We start from the raw sequence: 17,106 nt of genomic DNA, 5'->3' as shown, positions 1-17,106 counted from the left end.
GATGGCCGAACCACAGGAGGCGGTCCCCGAAGCGGCGACCCACGGTGGCAGCGCCGACCGACAGACAGGTGAGGGCGAGGCTGCGCTCCGGGCGGTCCTCGACGACCAGGGCGAGGCGTTGGCCGCTGCGCTCGACCGCACCGACGAACTCGAAGACGCGCTCGTGACAGCGATCCTCGTCCTCGCGAGCGCCGACGACGACGAGGTCGACCACGTGACCGACTCGACTGCCAACCTCGTCGCCGCGGCCGACGGTCTCTCGACGGCGGAGACGGCCGCCCTCGCCGAGCAGGTCGGCACCGACGCCGACGACCTCGCCGACACACTCGACGCGGTCGTCCAACTCCAGCGGTCGGGTGATCTGGAGGCCCTGCTCGACATCGCGACGGCGCTGACCGACGGGCTCTCCGAGGCGGAGCGCAACCGACTGGCGTCGATGCTGGAGGCCGACGGTGCCGACCTCATCGACGCGCTGGACACCGTGCTGGCGCTCCAGCGGGAGGGCGATCTCGACGCGCTGGTCGACCTCGCGGGAACCGCCGCGGCGCTCGACCTCGACGACGACGCCGTCGCGGGGCTGAACGCGGTGCTGGGCGCGGTCGGCGAGGCACAGCAAGAGAGCGAACCGGTGTCACTGCTGGGTGCGGTCGGCGCGCTCCGGAGCGGCGAGGGGCGGGCCGGACTCGGCTACGCCGTCGCCGTCCTCAGGGCACTGGGCCGGCGTCTCACGGGGCGCTAGCTCCGTGGTGCGATGAGCGACGGCGGCCCCGACCGATCGACGGTCTGCCCCCGCTGTGGGGTGGGCTGTCGCCTCGCGCCGGCCGGCGCAGACGACCGCGCAACCGGCCGGTCCGGACCGGCGAACCCGAACGGACGGCTCTGCCCGGAGGGAATAAACGCCCTCGAAGGAATCGACGGACGGCTGACCGAGCCGCAGGTCCGCGAGGACGGGACGCTGGCTCCGGCGTCGTGGGCCGAGGCGACCGGTCGCGTCGTCGACGCCGTCGAGACGACGGTCGAGGCCCACGGTCCGGACGCGCTGGCTTTCCTCGGTGCGCCCCACTCGACCACCGAAGAGAACTACCTGCTCGAAAAACTCGCCCGGACCGTCGGGACGAACAACGTCGACAACCGGGCGCGCCACTGCCACGTCTCGACCGCCCGGGCGCTCGACGCGCGTCTGGGGTGGCCCGCGACGACGAACGGGCTCGACGACCTGACCGAGGCCGACGTCGTCCTGGTCGTCGGCGCCAATCCGGCGGCGCGCCAGCCGGTGGCGTTCAACTCCTTCGTCCGGCCGGCCGTCGACGACGGGGCGACGCTCGTCCACGTCGACCCGGCCGGCAACCGGACGACACGACTGGCCGACCTCCACGTCGCTCCCCGCCCCGGCCGGGACGCGCTGGTCCTCGACCTGCTCTGCCGGCGCGTCCTCGCTGCCGGGGACGCCGACCGGGCGTTCGTCGCCGACCGGACCCGGGAGTTCGCGTCCTTCGCCGCCAGCGCCAGACATCTCGACGACGGGGCGGGCGTCGACACCGCCGGCGTCGACCCGGCCACGCTTGACCGCGTCGCGGCGCTCGTCGGTTCCGCCGACCGAGTCGCTGCCGTCGTGGGCACCGGGCTCGAAGGCGACGACGAGGACGCGGCGGCGGGGACGGCCGCGGCCCCGAACGCGCTGTTGAACCTCCTGGCGCTCACCGGGAACCTCGGCCGACCGGGGACCGGCGTCCACGTGTTCCGCGGGCCGCCCAACGAACAGGGGGCGGTCGACGCCGGTTGTGTCCCCGACCGTTTACCGGGCCACCAACCGGTGACCGATCCCGAGGCCCGCACCCGGGTCGCCGCCGAGTGGGGCGTCGACCCGCCGGCGACCCCGGGGCTCCCCGCGCCGGACCTCCTGTCGGCGTTCGGCGAGACGGTCCGGGCCGCAGTCGTCGTCGGCGAGAACCCGGCGATAGCGAAGCGAGATCCCGCCTGGGTCCGGCGGCAACTCGACGCGCTCGACCACCTCGTCGTCCTCGAACTCACCGAGAGCGAGACGACGGCTCACGCCGATGTCGTGTTGCCCGCGGCGGCCGGCACCGAGAAGCGCGGGACGGTCACGAATCTGGACCGTCAGGTACAGGCACTGCGCCCGGTCGCCGAGCCGCCTGGGGACGTTCGGACGGACTTCGAGGTCATCAGTGAACTGGGCCGCCGGCTCTCGTGTACGAGCGGGCAGTTCGACTACGACCGACCGTCCGAGGCGTTCGTCGAACTGACCCGCGTCGCACCGCCGTACGCCGGACTATCGGTCGATCAGGTCGTCGCGGGCGGACAGCGGTGGCCGGCCGATGCCGACTCGACCCTCTACGGCGAGCGGTTCCGGACGCCCGACGGGCGCGTCCCGTTCGTCCGGCCGCCGTCGGCCCCGGCGAGTCGGACCGACCGCGTGGCGGGGCTCCGACTCGTCGTGGGCGGGCGTGCCGGCGGGCGTGACGACGACGCCGACAGTCGTCTACGCCTCCACCCGAGCGAGGCCGACCAGGCCGGCGTCGGGGACGACGACCCCGTGACTGTCTCGGACGGCGACCTGACCGTACGGACGCGTGTTTCGCCCGATCCGTCCGTTCGCCGGGGGACGGCCTTCCTCCACGCGGTACTGGCCGACCCGTTCGTCCGCGCCGGGACGACAACCGTCACTATCGAACCCGTCGATCCGGCGTGAGCCAGTCCGCTCGGAACGGGTCCGTCCCCGCCAGATTACGGGACACATATCAAATCAGTTCTATGATAGGTTGTGCCGGTCCCCGGATTATTCAACGGTCCGCCCCTGAGGTATCGTATGACCTACGAGACAGTACGGGAGGCGGACCCGGCGGTCGCAGACGCCTTGGAGGGCGAGCGACAGCGACAGAACGAGACGCTGGCGATGATCGCCAGCGAGAACCACGTTTCGGAGGCGGTCATGGAGGCCCAGAGTTCCGAGTTGACGAACAAGTACGCGGAGGGGTATCCAGGCGAGCGCTATTACGGCGGTTGTGAGTTCGCTGACGATGTCGAGGAGTTGGCGATCGAGCGCGCCAAAGAGCTGTGGGGTGCCGAGCACGTCAACGTCCAGCCCCACTCGGGTTCCCAGGCCAATATGGGCGTCTACCTCGCCGTTCTGGACCCGGGCGACAAGATCCTCTCGCTGGATCTGACCCACGGCGGCCACCTCAGTCACGGTCATCCGGCGAACTTCGCCGGCCAGGTCTACGAGGTCGAGCAGTACGAGGTCGACGAGGAGACGGGGTATATCGACTACGAGGCGTTGGCCGCGACGGCGGAGTCCTTCGAGCCGGATATCATCGTCTCGGGGTACTCGGCGTACCCGCGGGAGGTCGAGTTCGAGCGGATCCAGGAAGCGGCTGATTCCGTCGGCGCCTACCATCTGGCGGATATCGCCCACATCACGGGCCTGGTGGCCGCTGGAGTGCACCAGTCGCCGGTCGGCGTCGCGGACTTCGTGACGGGGTCGACCCACAAGACGATCCGGGCGGGCCGGGGTGGGATCATCATGTGCGACGAGGAGTACGCGGACGACATCGACAACGCGGTGTTCCCCGGTTCCCAGGGTGGACCGCTGATGCACAACGTCGCAGGCAAGGCGGTTGGCTTCGGGGAGGCACTGAACCCCGAGTTCGAGACCTACGCCGACCAGACCGTCCAGAACGCGAAAGCGCTGGGTGACCAACTCCAGGACCACGGGCTGGAACTGGTTTCAGGAGGCACGGACAACCACCTCGTCCTGATCGACCTACGACCCTCGCATCCGGATACGACGGGCAAAGAGGTCGAAGAAGCACTGGAAGAAGCCGGGATCGTGCTGAACGCGAACACGGTGCCAGGCGAGACGCGCTCGGCGTTCAACCCCTCGGGTATCCGGGCGGGCACGCCCGCGCTGACGACGCGTGGGTTCGACGAGGCCGCCTGTCGCGAGGTCGCGGACCTGATCGCCGAAGTCGTCGACGCGCCCCACGACGAGAGCGTCGTCGCCGAGGTCAGCGACCGCGTCGACGAACTCACCGACGACTACCCGCTCTACGACTGAGTCGCCCACCCTCGGTCTGTGACCGGGGATCGGGGTTTTTCACTCGGGTGGCCGTGTGGCGACCATGGAAGCGGCCAACCTAACCCTCCACGGCCCGGATGCCGACCGCTTCGCCGACGCGTTCCTCGACTCGAAGACCGAAACGGCGAAACGGTCGCTCAACAAGCGCAGCGCTCGGAACATCCATCGCTACCGGGGAGACGGCTTCACACAGATCACGTACGAACGGGCGGCGGCCTACGAAAGCTCGTGGGTCGTCATCTCGCTGCTCGTCGAGGAGGTCGACGACGAGATGGCGACCGTCGTCGTGTTCGTCGGTGGGGGCGGGGAGGGACCGTTCAAACTCGAAGAGCTCTCTCCCCGACGCCTGCTCAGGGGCGAGGAGTCGGTCGGACAGGCCGGCCGCTTCGCCACCGTCCTCGAAGACGTTGCCGCGGTCTGCTCGGAACTGTCGGTGTCCGTCGAGACGGAGTGGGAGTCGGAAACCGAACAGAGCGTCGCCCGGACGATCCAGCGGAAGATATTCGACACCTGAGACGCCGTGGGTCGCCCTCACCGTCGGGTCCTCCGTCCTCTGTACGGTCGGGGTCCGCGTCACCCTCCTCACGACTGTAGGGCGCTCTTCGTCGGAACCGTCTGTGGGCTGCTGTGGAGCAGCCAGGATCGGTAGCACGACGCAGCGAAAAACGGGTGGTATGAGGCCCGTGGGTCGTTAGTCGTCGCTGCTCTCCGCTTCCTTGCGAGCGTTGAGTTTGGCTTGCTCGCGTGCGCTCGGGTTGACAGACTCCTTGAACGGAACCTTCGCGGTCGTCGCGAACACCGGCTCACCGGGCTCTTCTGCGTACTCGTCGGGGAGGTGAACCTGGAACTCTAGGTCGAGATCCTCGTCGTAGATATCGTCGTTGAGCGGCGTATCCGTCACTTCCTGGATCTTGTCCGCCGGGACGAAGCCCATGGCGATGTTCGTCTCGAGGTCCGGGTTCCACCACGGCGAGGTGATGTACCCGCACTCTTCGCCCGTCTCGGGGTCGGAGATGAGCCAGAAGTCAGGCGCGTAGTCCCGGATCGGCTCGCCGGCCATCTTCAGACCGACGAGCTTGTGCTCGAACGGGTAGTTGCCGTTCTCGATCTGCTCTTTTTGCTCCTCGAGAACCTCTTTGCCGATGTAGTCGGCTTCCTTGTCGTCGGGCACGTGGTAGCCGAGGTTGACCTGGAACGGCGACGTCTCGTGGTCGAGGTCCTGGCCCCAGGACATGATACCGGCCGCGATGCGGCGGTGGTGACCCGGCGCGATCTGACGACCGCCGTGGTCTTTGACCGACTCCATGACGGGGTCCCAGACCTTCTCGGCTTTCTTGTGGGCGTCCTTGACGTAGATCTCGAAGCCAGCTTCACCGGAGAACCCGGTCTGGCTGATGAGGACTTCGGCACCGTTGATTTCGGCGTCCATCAGGCCGTAGTACGGCACGTCTTTGACTTCGTCACCGACAACGTCGACCATGACGTCCTCGGACTTGGGGCCCTGAATCTGCATCGGGGCGACATCGATCTCGTCGATTTCGACGTCGAACTTGTTGTCGACGTTGACTCCCTGCAGCCACTGCATCAGGGTCGAATCGGAGATCGAGAACCAGAACTCGTCTTCCTCCGGGCGCAGGAGCACGGGGTCGTTGAGGACGCCGCCGTCCTCGTTACAGAGGATGACGTACTTGCCGTCCATGGCGTCCATGCCCGTCACGTCACGTGTGACAACGTAGTTCGTCAGCGCCTCGGCGTCGGGGCCTTTGACGCGGATCTGCCGCTCGACGGCCACGTCCCAGAGCGTCACGTCGTTGGTCAGCGCGTCGTACTCTTTCATCACACCGCCGTCTTCCGGTTCGATGAGGCCACGAGGGTGATAGAGGCGGTTGTAGACGGTAGCTCGCCAGGCCCCCTCTTCGTTGAACGACTTGTGGAAGAACGGAGACTTTCGAACCCGGGTCGAGACCAGCATTTCGATGTTCGGGTCCCCCGTCTGGCGGAGGTTCCGCGGGACCGTCCGATCTGACTGGTCGACACTGGGATGGTTTGGATGCTCTTGGTCTTCGGTCATGCCTGTGGATGAAGATTGCAAATACAAATAAAAGATAACGTTCACCACACCATCCGTTTATATTACGGGGGGTTTTCAGCCGAGAGCGTCTCCGGTGGGGGAGCCGACGACGACCCTCACTCCGGGATGTTCTCGGCCCGGGCGTAGCGGACGATGTCGAACTCGTCGTACCGCTCCCGCGCTGTCTCGGTCCAGTCGTCCCATGTCACCGCCGGGAACGTCGTGTCGCCCGCGTGAGCCGCATCGAGTTCGGTCAGCAGTAGTTCGTCGGCCAGCGGGAGGAACTGTTCGTAGACGGTGCCACCACCGGCGACGTAGGCCGTTCGCGCTCCCGTACGTGTGGCGGCATCGACGGCCTCGTCGACCGACCCGACGACCGTGACGCGCCCCGTGATCGTCTCGGGCCGACGCGTGAGGACGATGCTGTCACGGTCCGGGAGTGGCCCGCCGACGGCCTCCGTGATCGCCTCGAAGGTCCGTCGTCCCACGATGACGGGGTGTCCCGTCGTCGTCCGTCTGAAGTGTCGCAGATCTTCGGGGTGTTCCCAGGGAACCGTGCCGTCGACACCGATGACGCCGTTGGCGGCGACGGCAGCGACGAGCGAGAGTTTCACCCTCTACAATCGGCGTCTGCTCGAAATAAACCGTGTGGGTGCGCAGGCGCCGACCCGTGTCGACACCGCCCCGTAGCCGCGGTTCTGAAGTATCCCTAAGATGGTAGATACCGAAGTATAACTTAAAAATGACACAAGACAAATACCGAGAACGGGCACAAAAGAACGCACTCATACAGATTATCTGGAGAATATTATACGCCCTCAATATCGATGAGAGGAACGAAACGGGAGTAGATGCGGTAAGAGCTGTTAAAACGATGAAAGAGACGAACTGAGAGAGAGCAAAAACATGCTGGCTTATTACTGAATGTCCAATACCTCGAAATTCAGATACGAAAACATATTATATGCGTTCTATCTGCATTTTTTATGTCTGGCTACGTGGTCACGACAGCGTCCGACGACTGGGTGAGTGAGATACGCTACCGGACGAACCGGTACCGAACCTCGCGTGTCACTTATTCGATTCGGACACGTAGTGTGTGTATGACTACAGTTCGAGTTTCGCCCGGGCCGTCGGCCGCCCACGCGTTCCGGCTGGGCATGATCGTCGGGGGACTGCTTGGACTCACCGTGATCGGAGTGCTGTACTGGATCGGTGTCCTCCAGGTGCTCTCGCTTGGCTACACGCTGGTTCTGCTCTTCCCGATCTACCTGGTGATCGTTGCGTGTCTCCTCAGCGTGTGGCTGGGATACGACAAAGGTCCGGCGTCGCTGCGTCGGGTGACTCGGAACAAGAAGTTGGAGTAACGACGGCTCAGTCTTCCGTCTCGGCCTCGACGAGCGTCGCGCCGATGAGGTTTCGCATCCCGCGCCGGAGGCGACCGCTCATCGCGGTCGACGACAATCCGAGTTCTTCTGCCACCTCGTTCAGCGAAACCTCGCGCGGCTCGCCGAAGTACCCCTTCTCGTGTGCGAGTGTCAGCGCCGCCTTCTGCTCGTCCGTTAGCCCGTACGACGAGGTTCCGCCGGTGTCGTTGTTCCCGTAGATCTCGATGATGTCGAGAGAGATCCCGTTCTCGTTCGAGAACTCCCAGATGGTGTTGAGCGCGTCCCTGTCGGGCAACAGCAGACTGACGAGCCATCCCTCCCCTTTCGTCTCCGTGTGGGCGAGAAACCCGTTAACGTCCGTGACCACGGAGCTGATCAGCTTCGTCTCGGGCGTGTTCTCGATGTAGTAGATTCCCGTGTTTTCCGTCCAGTCGATAAGTTCGTAGCTCTTGACGGTCGGGTCGTCGTCGAGCATCCGTTCGAGGAGAGCCCGGTCCTCGTGTTCGATGAGGTATGGGAACACCTGGACGCCGGGGTTCGTCGTCCCCTGTGTGATGACCCTGATGCTTATGTCGTCGAGTGTCCGGAGCGTCGGGACGAGCGAGAGGCGTTCGTGCTGGATGTGGATTTTGGCTGTGATCGACATACGGTGAGGCTGGGTCGTTATCTTGTTCCTATGCGTTTCGAGATAATGTACGTTCCGCGTGTGGGAACCCGATCGAGTCGTTGGTAAGTGGTCACAGCCGACGCATAAAAGCGTTCGTCGATCCCGTCGGCGGGTCGGAAGCACCCACCTGTCACGAAAGCTATAATGCCAGACCGAAGCTATCTGCCCGGGATGACAGCGGAGTCGGAGCCGACCTGCAAGATCGACCGGGTCGCGGCGAAGTGGGACCTGAAGGGGATCGACCGACGACTGCGGGCGCGACGGGCGGCCGGTGACAGTCTCCGCGACCTCGAAACCTACTTCAACGAATCCGTCGTCGCCGCGGCCCTCGACCGGGCACAGGCCGAGACGGTCGACGGCGAAGCGGCGAACCTCTATCGGTTGTTGACTGGGGCAGACGTGAGCGCCGGCAAGCGCGTCGACGCGGAGTCGAAGCTCAGACGCAACGGCATCGATCCGGAACCCCTCGCAGACGACTTCGTGAGCTACCAGACGGTCCGGACCCACTTCAACGACTGTCTGGAGACGCCGACCGAGCGCGAGACGACGCTCACGGTCGACGACGCCCGGACCACCGTCCTCAAACTCGTCTCGCGCACCGAGTCGGTCGCACACCGGACGATCGACCGCCTCGTGCGCTCGGGAGCGCTGACGATCCCGGCTCCCTCCGTCACCGTGAGCCTCCGAGTTGCGTGTTCCGAGTGTAACAACGAGTACTCGTTCACCCGCCTGCTGGATCGCGGTGGCTGTTCCTGCGGCGGCGAATCGGGTCGGGATTAGTCCTCCGTGTCGAGTGTGGCCGTCGAGATGCTGTCGTACGCCCCGTTCAGTCGCTCGTGTTCCTCCGGGAGGACGGTCGCGATGACGTACTCGGCGTGGTCGCTGAACTGTTCCACCAGCCCGCGGATGCGCTCGGCGTCGAACATCTCGACGGCGTCGACGACGATGAACGGGATTTCCTCGCCGACGTCGTGGGCGAGATACCCCGCGAGACTGACGACGAGTCCGATGACTTCCCGTTCGCTCTTGCTCAGGTTCTCGATCGTGTCGTCGTAGGCGGCCCCCTCGTCGGTCGAGCGCACGACGTGGAGGTCGAACGTCGCGTCGGCCGTCACCTCGTCCGTGTCACCGCCACGGCGTTCCAACCAGATCCGCTCTACGGCCCCGTAGCCGAGCGTGTCGAGAACCGCCTGCATCTCCTCGTTGAACCTGTCGACGAGGTCGCGTTCGAGGCGCACGATGCGCTCGCGCTGGTCGGTGAGCGCCGCCGCGACCGTCTCGCGCCGGGATTCGACGGTCGGCCGCTCCGAGAGCGCCGTCTCGATGTCGTCGAGTTCCGCCTCGACGTCGTCGAGATCCGTCGTGAGGCGGCCACGTTCGTACTCCAGATCGGTGATCTCGTCGTAGTACTCGGACAGTTTCGCCTCCTGCCCGGAGGCGGGGTCGTCTGTCTGTGACGCCTCGATCTCCTGTTCGAGCTCGGCGAGTTCCGTCTCCAGTTCCGACCGCGTCTCCCGGCGCTCGGCGAGTTCCTGGCGTAGCTCTGCGCGCCGCTCGCGCAGCTCCTCGCGCTCCGCGCGCTGTCGTTCGATTTCGCGTTTCCGCTCTGTCAGCAGCTGGATGCGCTCCGTGACGGTGTCACGCTGGTTGCGCTTGTCCTGAAGGAGTTCCTGAACGGCCTCGACCTGCGTCTCGATCTGTGACCGCTCGACCGAACTCCCGCAGGTCCAACACGACACTGTCCGCGTCGACGGATCGAGGTCGGCCGTGATGTCGTCGGTCTTGAGGGCCTCGGGGACGCGCTGTCCGTCGTCGAGCAGTCGGGTGTTCAGCTCCACGAGCGGGGCCAGCGCATTGACCGTCGACGTGAGTTCCTGTTTCCGCTGGTGAAGGGTTTCGAGGTCGGCTTCCAGTTCCGCGACCGTGGTGTCAGTGTCGTCCGGTCCGATCTCCTCCAACTCCGCCGTCACCGTCTCCAGTTCCGCTTCGAGGGAGGTGATGGCGTCGGCGGTAGTCTCCAGCCGGTTCCTGATCCGGGTCCGTTCGGCGCGTCGCTCGTCCGACTCCTCGGTTCCGTCGCTTTGCCGTTCGAGGTCCGCCTCGATATCGGCGACGGTCTCCCGTTTCCGGTCGAGTCCGGTTTCGACCTCGTCGAGATCGGCTTCGAGTGTGGTCCGACGTTCGCGGAGTTCGGAGCGCCGGGCCTCCATGGCATCGAGTTCGTCCAATCGGTCGTCGAGCCGGTCTTTCTCGGCCTGCAGCCGCCGTATCTCGGCCGCTATCTCGTCGGTGTCGACAGGCCGCATGAGCAGATCGTAGAGGTCGTCGCCGGCGAGGACGGCCTGCCGGATCGGGTTCGTCTCGGTCAGCGTGACGAAGAGTTCACACCGCTTGGCCGCCTCGGAATATGATTTCGCACTGGTCACTCTCGTTTCCCGTCCGTTGCGAGCCAGTTCGAGATGGTACGTCTCGGACCCCAGCGTCATCTCGACGAAGCCGGTGTCAGTGTCGCTCTTGACCGGCGGCACCGGACCGCCGAGGACGCCGGCGAGCGATCTGAGAAGCGACGACTTGTTGGTGGCGTTCCGGCCGGCAACCAGGGTAATTCCCGGTTCGAGTGTGACCGTCGCCGCGGAGATACCCCCGACGTTGCGAATCCTCAATCGTGGTGTGGTTTCGGTGTCGTACACCTGGTCGATTTCCTGTTCAGTCATCGTTGTGGTCGTGTGTCACACTTGAGAGTGGTTCCGGGAGACGGCCGCTTGTCTCCCTCGGGGCAGCGGTACTGGCAGAGAATACAGTAATACACTGCTGTCATCGTACTCATCTAGCGCGTTTCGGTGCGAAGCCGCGCAGTTGCGTCTTGTACTCATCGACCCAGCGAACGCTATCGTGTCCGTTTGGTCAGACGGATCGAAGTTAAACACACTGAATTATCCATGTTCGTAGTTAAATACTACCAGAGAGCCGGCACTGGTCGGACGGGTACGACTCTGCCTGTCGACGTACCGATATCTATTAACAATCATGTATAATCCTCCGTAATAAATACCCGCAGTTGTACGCCCCAACCGTGATGCGTGGTCGGATACAACAGAGTAGTACGATGAGCGTCACAAAACACACAGAGACGAACCAAGACGAGTTTGACGAACACGACTTCTACCTCCCTGCGGTCGCGCTTCCCCCGAACCTGGACCGGATCGAAGCCGTCGTGAGCGACCTCTTCGAAACCCACGGCGTCGTACTGATCCCGGATACGTACAACAGTTAAAACCGACCACTTCCCCTGTCGAAGTCGTTTTCGCCGGCTATCGAACGTGACCGATGGCTACCGGCAGGACCGTTCTTACTCCCCGAGCAGTCGGTCGACGATCTCTTCGGGATCGAACTGCTCGATATCGTCGTATTCCTGCCCGGTCCCCAGAAAGAGGATCGGCTTCCCGGTCACGTGGGCGATCGAGATCGCCGCTCCGCCCTGCGGGTCTGCGTCGGCTTTCGTCAACACGGCGCCGTCGATCTCGGCGGCGTCGTCGAACTCGCGGGCGCGGTTGACCGCGTCCTGGCCGGCGACGGCTTCGTCGACGAACAGCGTCATATCGGGATCGATGTTCCGATCGATCTTCTCCAGTTGGGCCATCAGGTCGTCGGACGTGTGGAGGCGACCCGCTGTATCGCCAAGCACCACGTCGATATCGTTGGCGTTGGCGTACTCGACGGCGTCGTAGATGACCGCCGTCGGGTCCGAGCCCTGTTCGTGGGCGATGACCTTCTTGTCGAGGTTTTCGGCGTGTTTCTGGAGTTGCTCGTTGGCGCCGGCCCGATACGTGTCGCCGTTTGCCAGCACCGCCGAGAGCCCGCGGTCCTCGAAGTACTGGGCGAGTTTGGCGATCGTCGTGGTCTTCCCGACACCGTTGACGCCGGTGAAGACGATGACGACGGGTTTGTCGGCTGCGGCGACCCGCTCGTCGAAGTCGAACTGGCCGACGCTGATGACGTCGTACAGCGCCTCTCGCACCGCGTCCTGGACCATGCTGCCCGTACTGGAGAGGCGTCGTCGGGTCTCGCCGGTGAGATTCGACTTGACGCCTTCCAGAATCTCGTTGGCGACACCCATCTCCACGTCGCTGGACAGCAACGCCAGTTCCAGGTCGTCGAGGTGGTCCTGCAGGTCCTCCTCCTCGATGACCGTCTTTCCGGTGGCCATGATCTTGGCCTTCTCCGTGAGGCTCCGGCTGCTGTCGTCGTCCTCGATCCCGGAATCAGCTTCGTCAGTCTTTGCAGTCTCGGCTGCTTCGGACTCGGGCACTGACGACTCGCTCGCGGCTGTCTCGGTCGGCTGAGGCGCCTCGTCGGAGTCAGCGACGGCTCCCGTCTCTGCTGTGTCCGTAGTCGCGGCGGCGTCCGCGCTCGCCGTCTCGTCGGCCGCAGTAGGGACTCCGTTGTCGGTTTCTGCCTCGACATCGGCGTCGGAGGGTTCCTCTGGGGGACCCTCCTCGTCGGCTTCCTCGTCGACGTCTTCCTCGACGTCGTCGGTGAAGCTACTGAGCTTGTCTTTCAGTCCGTCGAACATGGCGGCCTTACTCGTCGTCGGCGTCTTCCTGCTGCTGTTGCTGTTGCATCATCTGCTGCATCTGCTGTTGTTGCATCTGCTGGGCCTGCTGTTCGAGTTCCTCTTTCTCGGTCTCGACTTCGGCCTTGTCGGACTGGAGCTCCTCGATCTGGTCGTCCAGGGTCTCCTTTTTGGTCTCTAGCGTGCTGATAGCGCCGTCCTGGTCGCGCTCGGCGGCGTAGCCGCCACCCAGGGAGACGACGATCTGGTCGATGTCGTCGACCGTCGCGCGGATGTAGGCGTCGCCGCCGACCGGGACCTGGACCGTCGAGCCGGTTTCGAGGGTCTCGATGGCCTCGACGGCGTCGTCGATGTCGGTCTTCTTCTCGCGCAGGCGCTCGATCTCGTCGTCGATGGCCTGGACTTCCTGTTCGATCTGCTCGATTTCCTGTGAGAGCTGCTGCATCTGGCCGCCGCCGCCGCCACCGCCGCCGCCACCCATCATGCTGCCACCTCGTCGATGGTGATCTGTGTACGCTTGAGGTTGTGCTGGGAGCCGAAGTCGCTGTAGACGCGCTCCTGGGCGACATCCTCGTTGGGTGCCTCGACCTCCTTCTCGAACTCCTGAGGCCCGTCTCGGGCCGGGAAACTGCCGCGAACAGTGTACGTGCTCATACCTTCTGGTGTGGGCAGGGTAGGGAAGTATCTTCCCCTTCCGCCTTTTTGTTTCGGGGGGTCGCGGTCCGACCCGAAACTGCAAAAATCGGGTGATATCGGCCGGGAAACGTTGCTTCACTGCGCTTCCGGGGGAATGGCGTGCGCAGTGTCCCGCCTGCTACATCCGTCCCTTCCTTTCCTCATCTCCGTGAACAGCGTACGCGGAGGCTCCTCAGAGCACTGCGTTAACCTCGTCACTCGGTTGCGACTGCTGGCACATTCTCGCTCCCGGCGGACCGCCCCGTTCAGGACGGATGTTGGTGACCGATCCGTTCCGCAACGCCGCTGGGCACCGGCGTCCCGCAGTCGACACACGTCCAGGTCCGTGTGGTCCCGCTCCGGTCGACGGCGAGATCCTGTCGGTACTGGACGGCCTTCCCGCAGATACACTGGTGTGTGGCGGCCATGCGACCGTTTATTCTGGGACCGTTAAAACCGATCCGGTATAGTGACAATAGTTAACAGTAGTGAGGGGCAAGGTTCGATATGGCACAGACGGCCCAGCACCCGTTCGTTTGCCGGAAGTGTGACTACGGAACAGACGTACTGCGGGCGTTCTGTCCCGAATGCGGCGGGGATATCATCGCCAACCCGGCCGCCGAGTAGCTACGCGCTGGCGAGCGTCAGTGCGTTCAGCGCCACGACCACCAGCGAGACGACGGCGAAGACGGCGAGGACGACGGTCGCCCGGTGGTCGTCGAAGAGCGCCCACAGTGTGACGACCAGCACCAGCGCACTGAACTTCAGGAGGCCGATTCCCGGCGCCCCGTAGGTATCGATGAACGCGCGGGCGACGGCGTTACCCTCGGCCAGCCCCACTCCCAGGCCGACCATCGTGGTGACCACGTCGAACAGTGAGGCTAGGATGACGACTGTCCAGAGGACGGCGTGGTTCTCCGAGAGCTGTCGCTTGCTGGGTACCCGTCCGACACCGTCAGTCCACGAGTGATCCGGCCCCACCGGTATCCGGAGTATCGTTCGGCCTCCTCAAAAAGCCACGAGGTCGGGGCTCAGTTCTGCAGGACCGCGACGGAGACGTTTGTCCCGCTCTGGGTCTGTACAGTCACGGAGTAACTGCCGCGAGGTTCGACCGTCCATAAGGTCCCGCTGTTGTCGGTCGTTCCGACCTGATGGCCGTCGACGGCGACCGTTCCGGTCACTGGCTCGCCCGTGTCGTTGTTCTGGACGGCGACGTGGATCGGTCCGGTCTCGTAGGTCCGTGTCACTTCGAGGCGGATCGACTCGTTGACTGTCGCCCGCGTCTCGCTGGTCCTGATCGTCGACAGTTGCAACTGCTGGGACTCGTGGAACACGTCCGTCGTCCCGCCGTCGATATAGGTCGTCAGCTGGCCGCTGGGGTGATTGGCGGTCAACCGATAGATGCTGCTGGTCCCGAAGGTGTTGACGCTGGGGAGCTGCTGGGAGTAGAGCCACGGATAGAGGACCTCAGCGCGGGTGTTGGCCGCTCGGAGTGGATCGGCGTTACTCATGACGAACTGATCGTCCGCCGCCGGATCGCGTGCGCTCGCCAGATGTGTCTCCCGGATGTACGACTGGCCGGTTGTCGTCGCAAACATGTAATCCTGTGTGGATGCCATCACGTACACGGCGTTCGGTTGGGTTTCGCCGGTGAACGTTTGGCCGAGCCGCTCGCCGACCGGACCCCGAAGGACGCGGATCTCTCCTCTGATGTTCTCCAGGCGGGTCTGTTGCCCGCTCGTCATCGTAAAGGTCGGTTCGGTCCGTTCGACCCGGTCGATCGTATCGAGTGTCCGGGCCAGTTCTCGCGCTTCGGCGTCGATCAGCGCACGGGTTCGCATGACCGATTCGACGGATGTCGTGCCGTCAGCGTATTGCTGGAGTTGCTGCTGTTGGCGCTGTTGAAGCGTCTGTTGACGCTGTTCGATACTGTCTAGCTCTGATCGGACCAGCCGAGTTCGAGCCGATTCGTTGTTGGCTCTGAAGAACCGTTGCTCGAACGTGCGCGCATCATGCTCACGGTGGAGCCGCTGTGAGGTGAGCGAGACGGCCGCACCGACGTCGATCCCGGTCGTTCCGTACTCGGATTGCTCGATGTCTTCGCCGGGGATCGTGAGATGGTTGGTGAGGTTGTCGACCGTCGTCACACGGGGCAGACTGTCTCCGTCGGCAGCAGTCGCAGTCTGTGTGGGTGCTACTCCCTGTGTGGTCGGGGCGACGAGGGCGACCACCACGAGGAGGATACCCAGGAGAGCGGGGAGGCGTCGCATCGGTGCCGGATAGAGCGCCGGAATACAAAAATTCCCCACATTCGCATACTGGATATCCGTGCTTGAGAGGCGTCGAGACGTTTCACAAGGGACGTTGATGTTTTATTCCCGGATGGAAAGCGTTTTCCCCACGGGCTGTGGACTCACGTCTGGAAAATGTCCCTGCGGCTATCCGGTCCTCTCCTTGCCCTCCTGCTTGCGCCACTGTTGTTTGCACCGGCGGCGACAGCGATGGCTGCAAGCCCGGCGCCGATCGCTCCCCAACAGTCGACGCCAACACCGACGGACGGGGTGATATCCGAGTCGACGGTCATCGAACTCCAGCTCAGACCGAACGGGGACGCACAGTGGACCGTAACGCAGACGTACGCCCTGGAGACCTCAACGGGAGTCGAGACCTTCCGGTCGCTAGGTGAGGACTACGCCGCGGGCGAGACCGGAACTGGGCAACTAGTGGCGTTTCGTCGGGCGAACCGTGCGGCGACGGATGTCACCGGTCGGCAGATGAACATCACCGGTGTCGATCGATCCTACGATGTCGACGGGAACCGGGGGATGCTCACGCTATCGTTCACCTGGACGAACTTTGCGACCACTGAGAACGACCGGCTCGTCATCGACGACGCGTTCAATACGACCGAGGGGACCTGGTTCCGCAGCCTCGGGGAGAACGATACGTTCATCATCTCGCCGCCGACGGGCTACGGCGTCGACAGTGCCCCCGTCGGGGTCGAGAACGGACAGCTCCGGTTCGAGGGACCGCGGACGTTCGACGCCGGGACGCTCAGAGTAGTCTACACAGGCGATCAGGCGACACCGACGGCAACACCGACAGCGAATCCGGACGGTCCCTTCGCCGGCGGCGTCCCGCTGTGGCTCGGTATCGCGATCATCGTCGTCGGTGTCGTGGCCGTCGTCGGATACATGACTCGGCAGGGGACCGGCGATGAACCCGCGACGGAGTCGTCCGAACTCGGTCCCGACGACGGTGGACAGCCGCCGACGGCCGATACCGACGACGAGACCGAGGACTCGACCGAGCGGATCGATACCGAACTGTTGAGCGACGAGGAACGGGTCGAGCGCCTGCTGGAGCAAAACGGCGGCCGGATGAAACAGGCCCGAATCGTCAAGGAGACCGGTTGGTCGAACGCGAAGGTCTCCCAACTCCTCTCGTCGATGGACGAGGAGGGCCGGATCGACAAGCTCAGGATCGGCCGCGAGAACCTCATCTCGTTCCCCGACGAGGACATCACCGACTTCGACGAGTAAGCGGCGGTTACCGCGCTCTCCCGGTTTCACGTCACCTGTCTGGTGCTCGGCGATACGCCGGTAGTGAGCGTCGAGGCGGAACTGGCGAAGCGCA

General features: G+C 64.4%; 18 protein-coding genes. 8 read left to right on the top strand and 10 right to left on the bottom strand.

Translation table 11 applies throughout. From position 1 onward, the window contains the following. Position 1 precedes the first annotated feature (1 nt). The 4 genes from VJ109_RS04670 (at position 2) to VJ109_RS04655 (ending at position 4,610) form a co-directional block, all read left to right on the top strand. The gene (locus VJ109_RS04670) at positions 2–739 is read left to right on the top strand and encodes a DUF1641 domain-containing protein (protein WP_324759390.1); all 738 of its coding nucleotides are present in this window, start codon (positions 2–4) and stop codon (positions 737–739) included. 12 nt (positions 740–751) lie between these two features. After that, the gene (locus VJ109_RS04665; RefSeq protein WP_324759388.1) at positions 752–2,710 is read left to right on the top strand and encodes a molybdopterin oxidoreductase family protein; all 1,959 of its coding nucleotides are present in this window, start codon (positions 752–754) and stop codon (positions 2,708–2,710) included. 117 nt (positions 2,711–2,827) lie between these two features. Beyond that, positions 2,828–4,075, top strand: a complete 1,248-nt coding sequence (glyA, locus tag VJ109_RS04660; protein WP_324759386.1) for a serine hydroxymethyltransferase — start codon at positions 2,828–2,830, stop codon at positions 4,073–4,075. A gap of 64 nt (positions 4,076–4,139) precedes the next feature. Then, positions 4,140–4,610, top strand: coding sequence for a hypothetical protein (locus VJ109_RS04655; protein WP_324759384.1), 471 nt, complete (start codon positions 4,140–4,142; stop codon positions 4,608–4,610). 177 nt (positions 4,611–4,787) lie between these two features. On the opposite strand, the gene VJ109_RS04650 is transcribed toward VJ109_RS04655, so the two are convergent. Both VJ109_RS04650 and VJ109_RS04645 read right to left on the bottom strand, forming a co-directional pair. Further along, positions 4,788–6,167, bottom strand: coding sequence for an aminomethyltransferase family protein (locus VJ109_RS04650; RefSeq protein ID WP_324759382.1), 1,380 nt, complete (start codon positions 6,165–6,167; stop codon positions 4,788–4,790). 116 nt (positions 6,168–6,283) lie between these two features. After that, entirely contained in the window at positions 6,284–6,781 is a 498-nt protein-coding gene (locus tag VJ109_RS04645) for a dihydrofolate reductase (RefSeq protein ID WP_324759380.1), read from the bottom strand. Between the two features lie 489 nt (positions 6,782–7,270). Here VJ109_RS04645 and VJ109_RS04640 point away from each other — a divergent pair, with 489 nt between their 5' ends. Next, a complete protein-coding gene (locus tag VJ109_RS04640; RefSeq protein ID WP_324759378.1) occupies positions 7,271–7,534 on the top strand; it encodes a hypothetical protein in 264 nt (87 codons plus the stop codon). Positions 7,535–7,541: 7 nt separating this feature from the next. Here the strand turns inward: VJ109_RS04640 and VJ109_RS04635 are convergent, their stop codons facing one another. Further along, entirely contained in the window at positions 7,542–8,201 is a 660-nt protein-coding gene (locus tag VJ109_RS04635; protein WP_324759376.1) for a helix-turn-helix domain-containing protein, read from the bottom strand. 192 nt (positions 8,202–8,393) lie between these two features. On the opposite strand from VJ109_RS04635, the gene rdfA reads away from it, so the two are divergent. After that, complete coding sequence (rdfA, locus tag VJ109_RS04630) at positions 8,394–9,002, top strand: rod-determining factor RdfA (protein ID WP_324759374.1); 609 nt, start codon at positions 8,394–8,396, stop codon at positions 9,000–9,002. Here rdfA and VJ109_RS04625 read toward each other — a convergent pair. Continuing rightward, complete coding sequence (locus VJ109_RS04625) at positions 8,999–10,936, bottom strand: archaea-specific SMC-related protein (RefSeq protein WP_324759373.1); 1,938 nt, start codon at positions 10,934–10,936, stop codon at positions 8,999–9,001. The genes rdfA and VJ109_RS04625 overlap by 4 nt on opposite strands. 392 nt (positions 10,937–11,328) lie before the next feature. On the opposite strand from VJ109_RS04625, the gene VJ109_RS04620 reads away from it, so the two are divergent. Beyond that, on the top strand, positions 11,329–11,496 hold the full coding sequence (locus VJ109_RS04620; RefSeq protein WP_324759372.1) for a hypothetical protein: 168 nt from the start codon (positions 11,329–11,331) through the stop codon (positions 11,494–11,496). A gap of 75 nt (positions 11,497–11,571) precedes the next feature. Here the strand turns inward: VJ109_RS04620 and ftsY are convergent, their stop codons facing one another. The 6 genes from ftsY to VJ109_RS04590 all read right to left on the bottom strand — a co-directional run bounded on the left by ftsY (position 11,572) and on the right by VJ109_RS04590 (position 15,740). Further along, a complete protein-coding gene (ftsY, locus tag VJ109_RS04615; protein ID WP_324759371.1) occupies positions 11,572–12,795 on the bottom strand; it encodes a signal recognition particle-docking protein FtsY in 1,224 nt (407 codons plus the stop codon). Between the two features lie 7 nt (positions 12,796–12,802). After that, complete coding sequence (gene pfdA / locus VJ109_RS04610; RefSeq protein WP_324760394.1) at positions 12,803–13,276, bottom strand: prefoldin subunit alpha; 474 nt, start codon at positions 13,274–13,276, stop codon at positions 12,803–12,805. Continuing rightward, on the bottom strand, positions 13,276–13,449 hold the full coding sequence (rpl18a, locus tag VJ109_RS04605; protein ID WP_276179931.1) for a 50S ribosomal protein L18Ae: 174 nt from the start codon (positions 13,447–13,449) through the stop codon (positions 13,276–13,278). Before rpl18a ends, pfdA begins: the two co-directional genes overlap by 1 nt. A 287-nt stretch (positions 13,450–13,736) precedes the next feature. Continuing rightward, on the bottom strand, positions 13,737–13,898 hold the full coding sequence (locus VJ109_RS04600; RefSeq protein ID WP_324759370.1) for a hypothetical protein: 162 nt from the start codon (positions 13,896–13,898) through the stop codon (positions 13,737–13,739). A 199-nt stretch (positions 13,899–14,097) separates the two neighbouring features. Then, positions 14,098–14,451, bottom strand: a complete 354-nt coding sequence (locus tag VJ109_RS04595; RefSeq protein ID WP_324759369.1) for a DUF5658 family protein — start codon at positions 14,449–14,451, stop codon at positions 14,098–14,100. A 50-nt stretch (positions 14,452–14,501) separates the two neighbouring features. After that, the gene (locus tag VJ109_RS04590) at positions 14,502–15,740 is read right to left on the bottom strand and encodes a DUF7096 domain-containing protein (RefSeq protein ID WP_324759367.1); all 1,239 of its coding nucleotides are present in this window, start codon (positions 15,738–15,740) and stop codon (positions 14,502–14,504) included. 156 nt (positions 15,741–15,896) lie between these two features. Between VJ109_RS04590 and VJ109_RS04585 the strand changes: the two genes are divergently transcribed. Further along, positions 15,897–17,012, top strand: a complete 1,116-nt coding sequence (locus VJ109_RS04585; protein WP_324759365.1) for a helix-turn-helix transcriptional regulator — start codon at positions 15,897–15,899, stop codon at positions 17,010–17,012. Positions 17,013–17,106 lie beyond the last annotated feature (94 nt).

This window comes from Haloarcula montana, assembly GCF_035666295.1.
Taxonomy (GTDB): domain Archaea; phylum Halobacteriota; class Halobacteria; order Halobacteriales; family Haloarculaceae; genus Haloarcula; species Haloarcula montana.
Note: the sequence above shows the minus strand (reverse complement) of the source record. Positions and strands in the feature narration are given on the sequence as shown.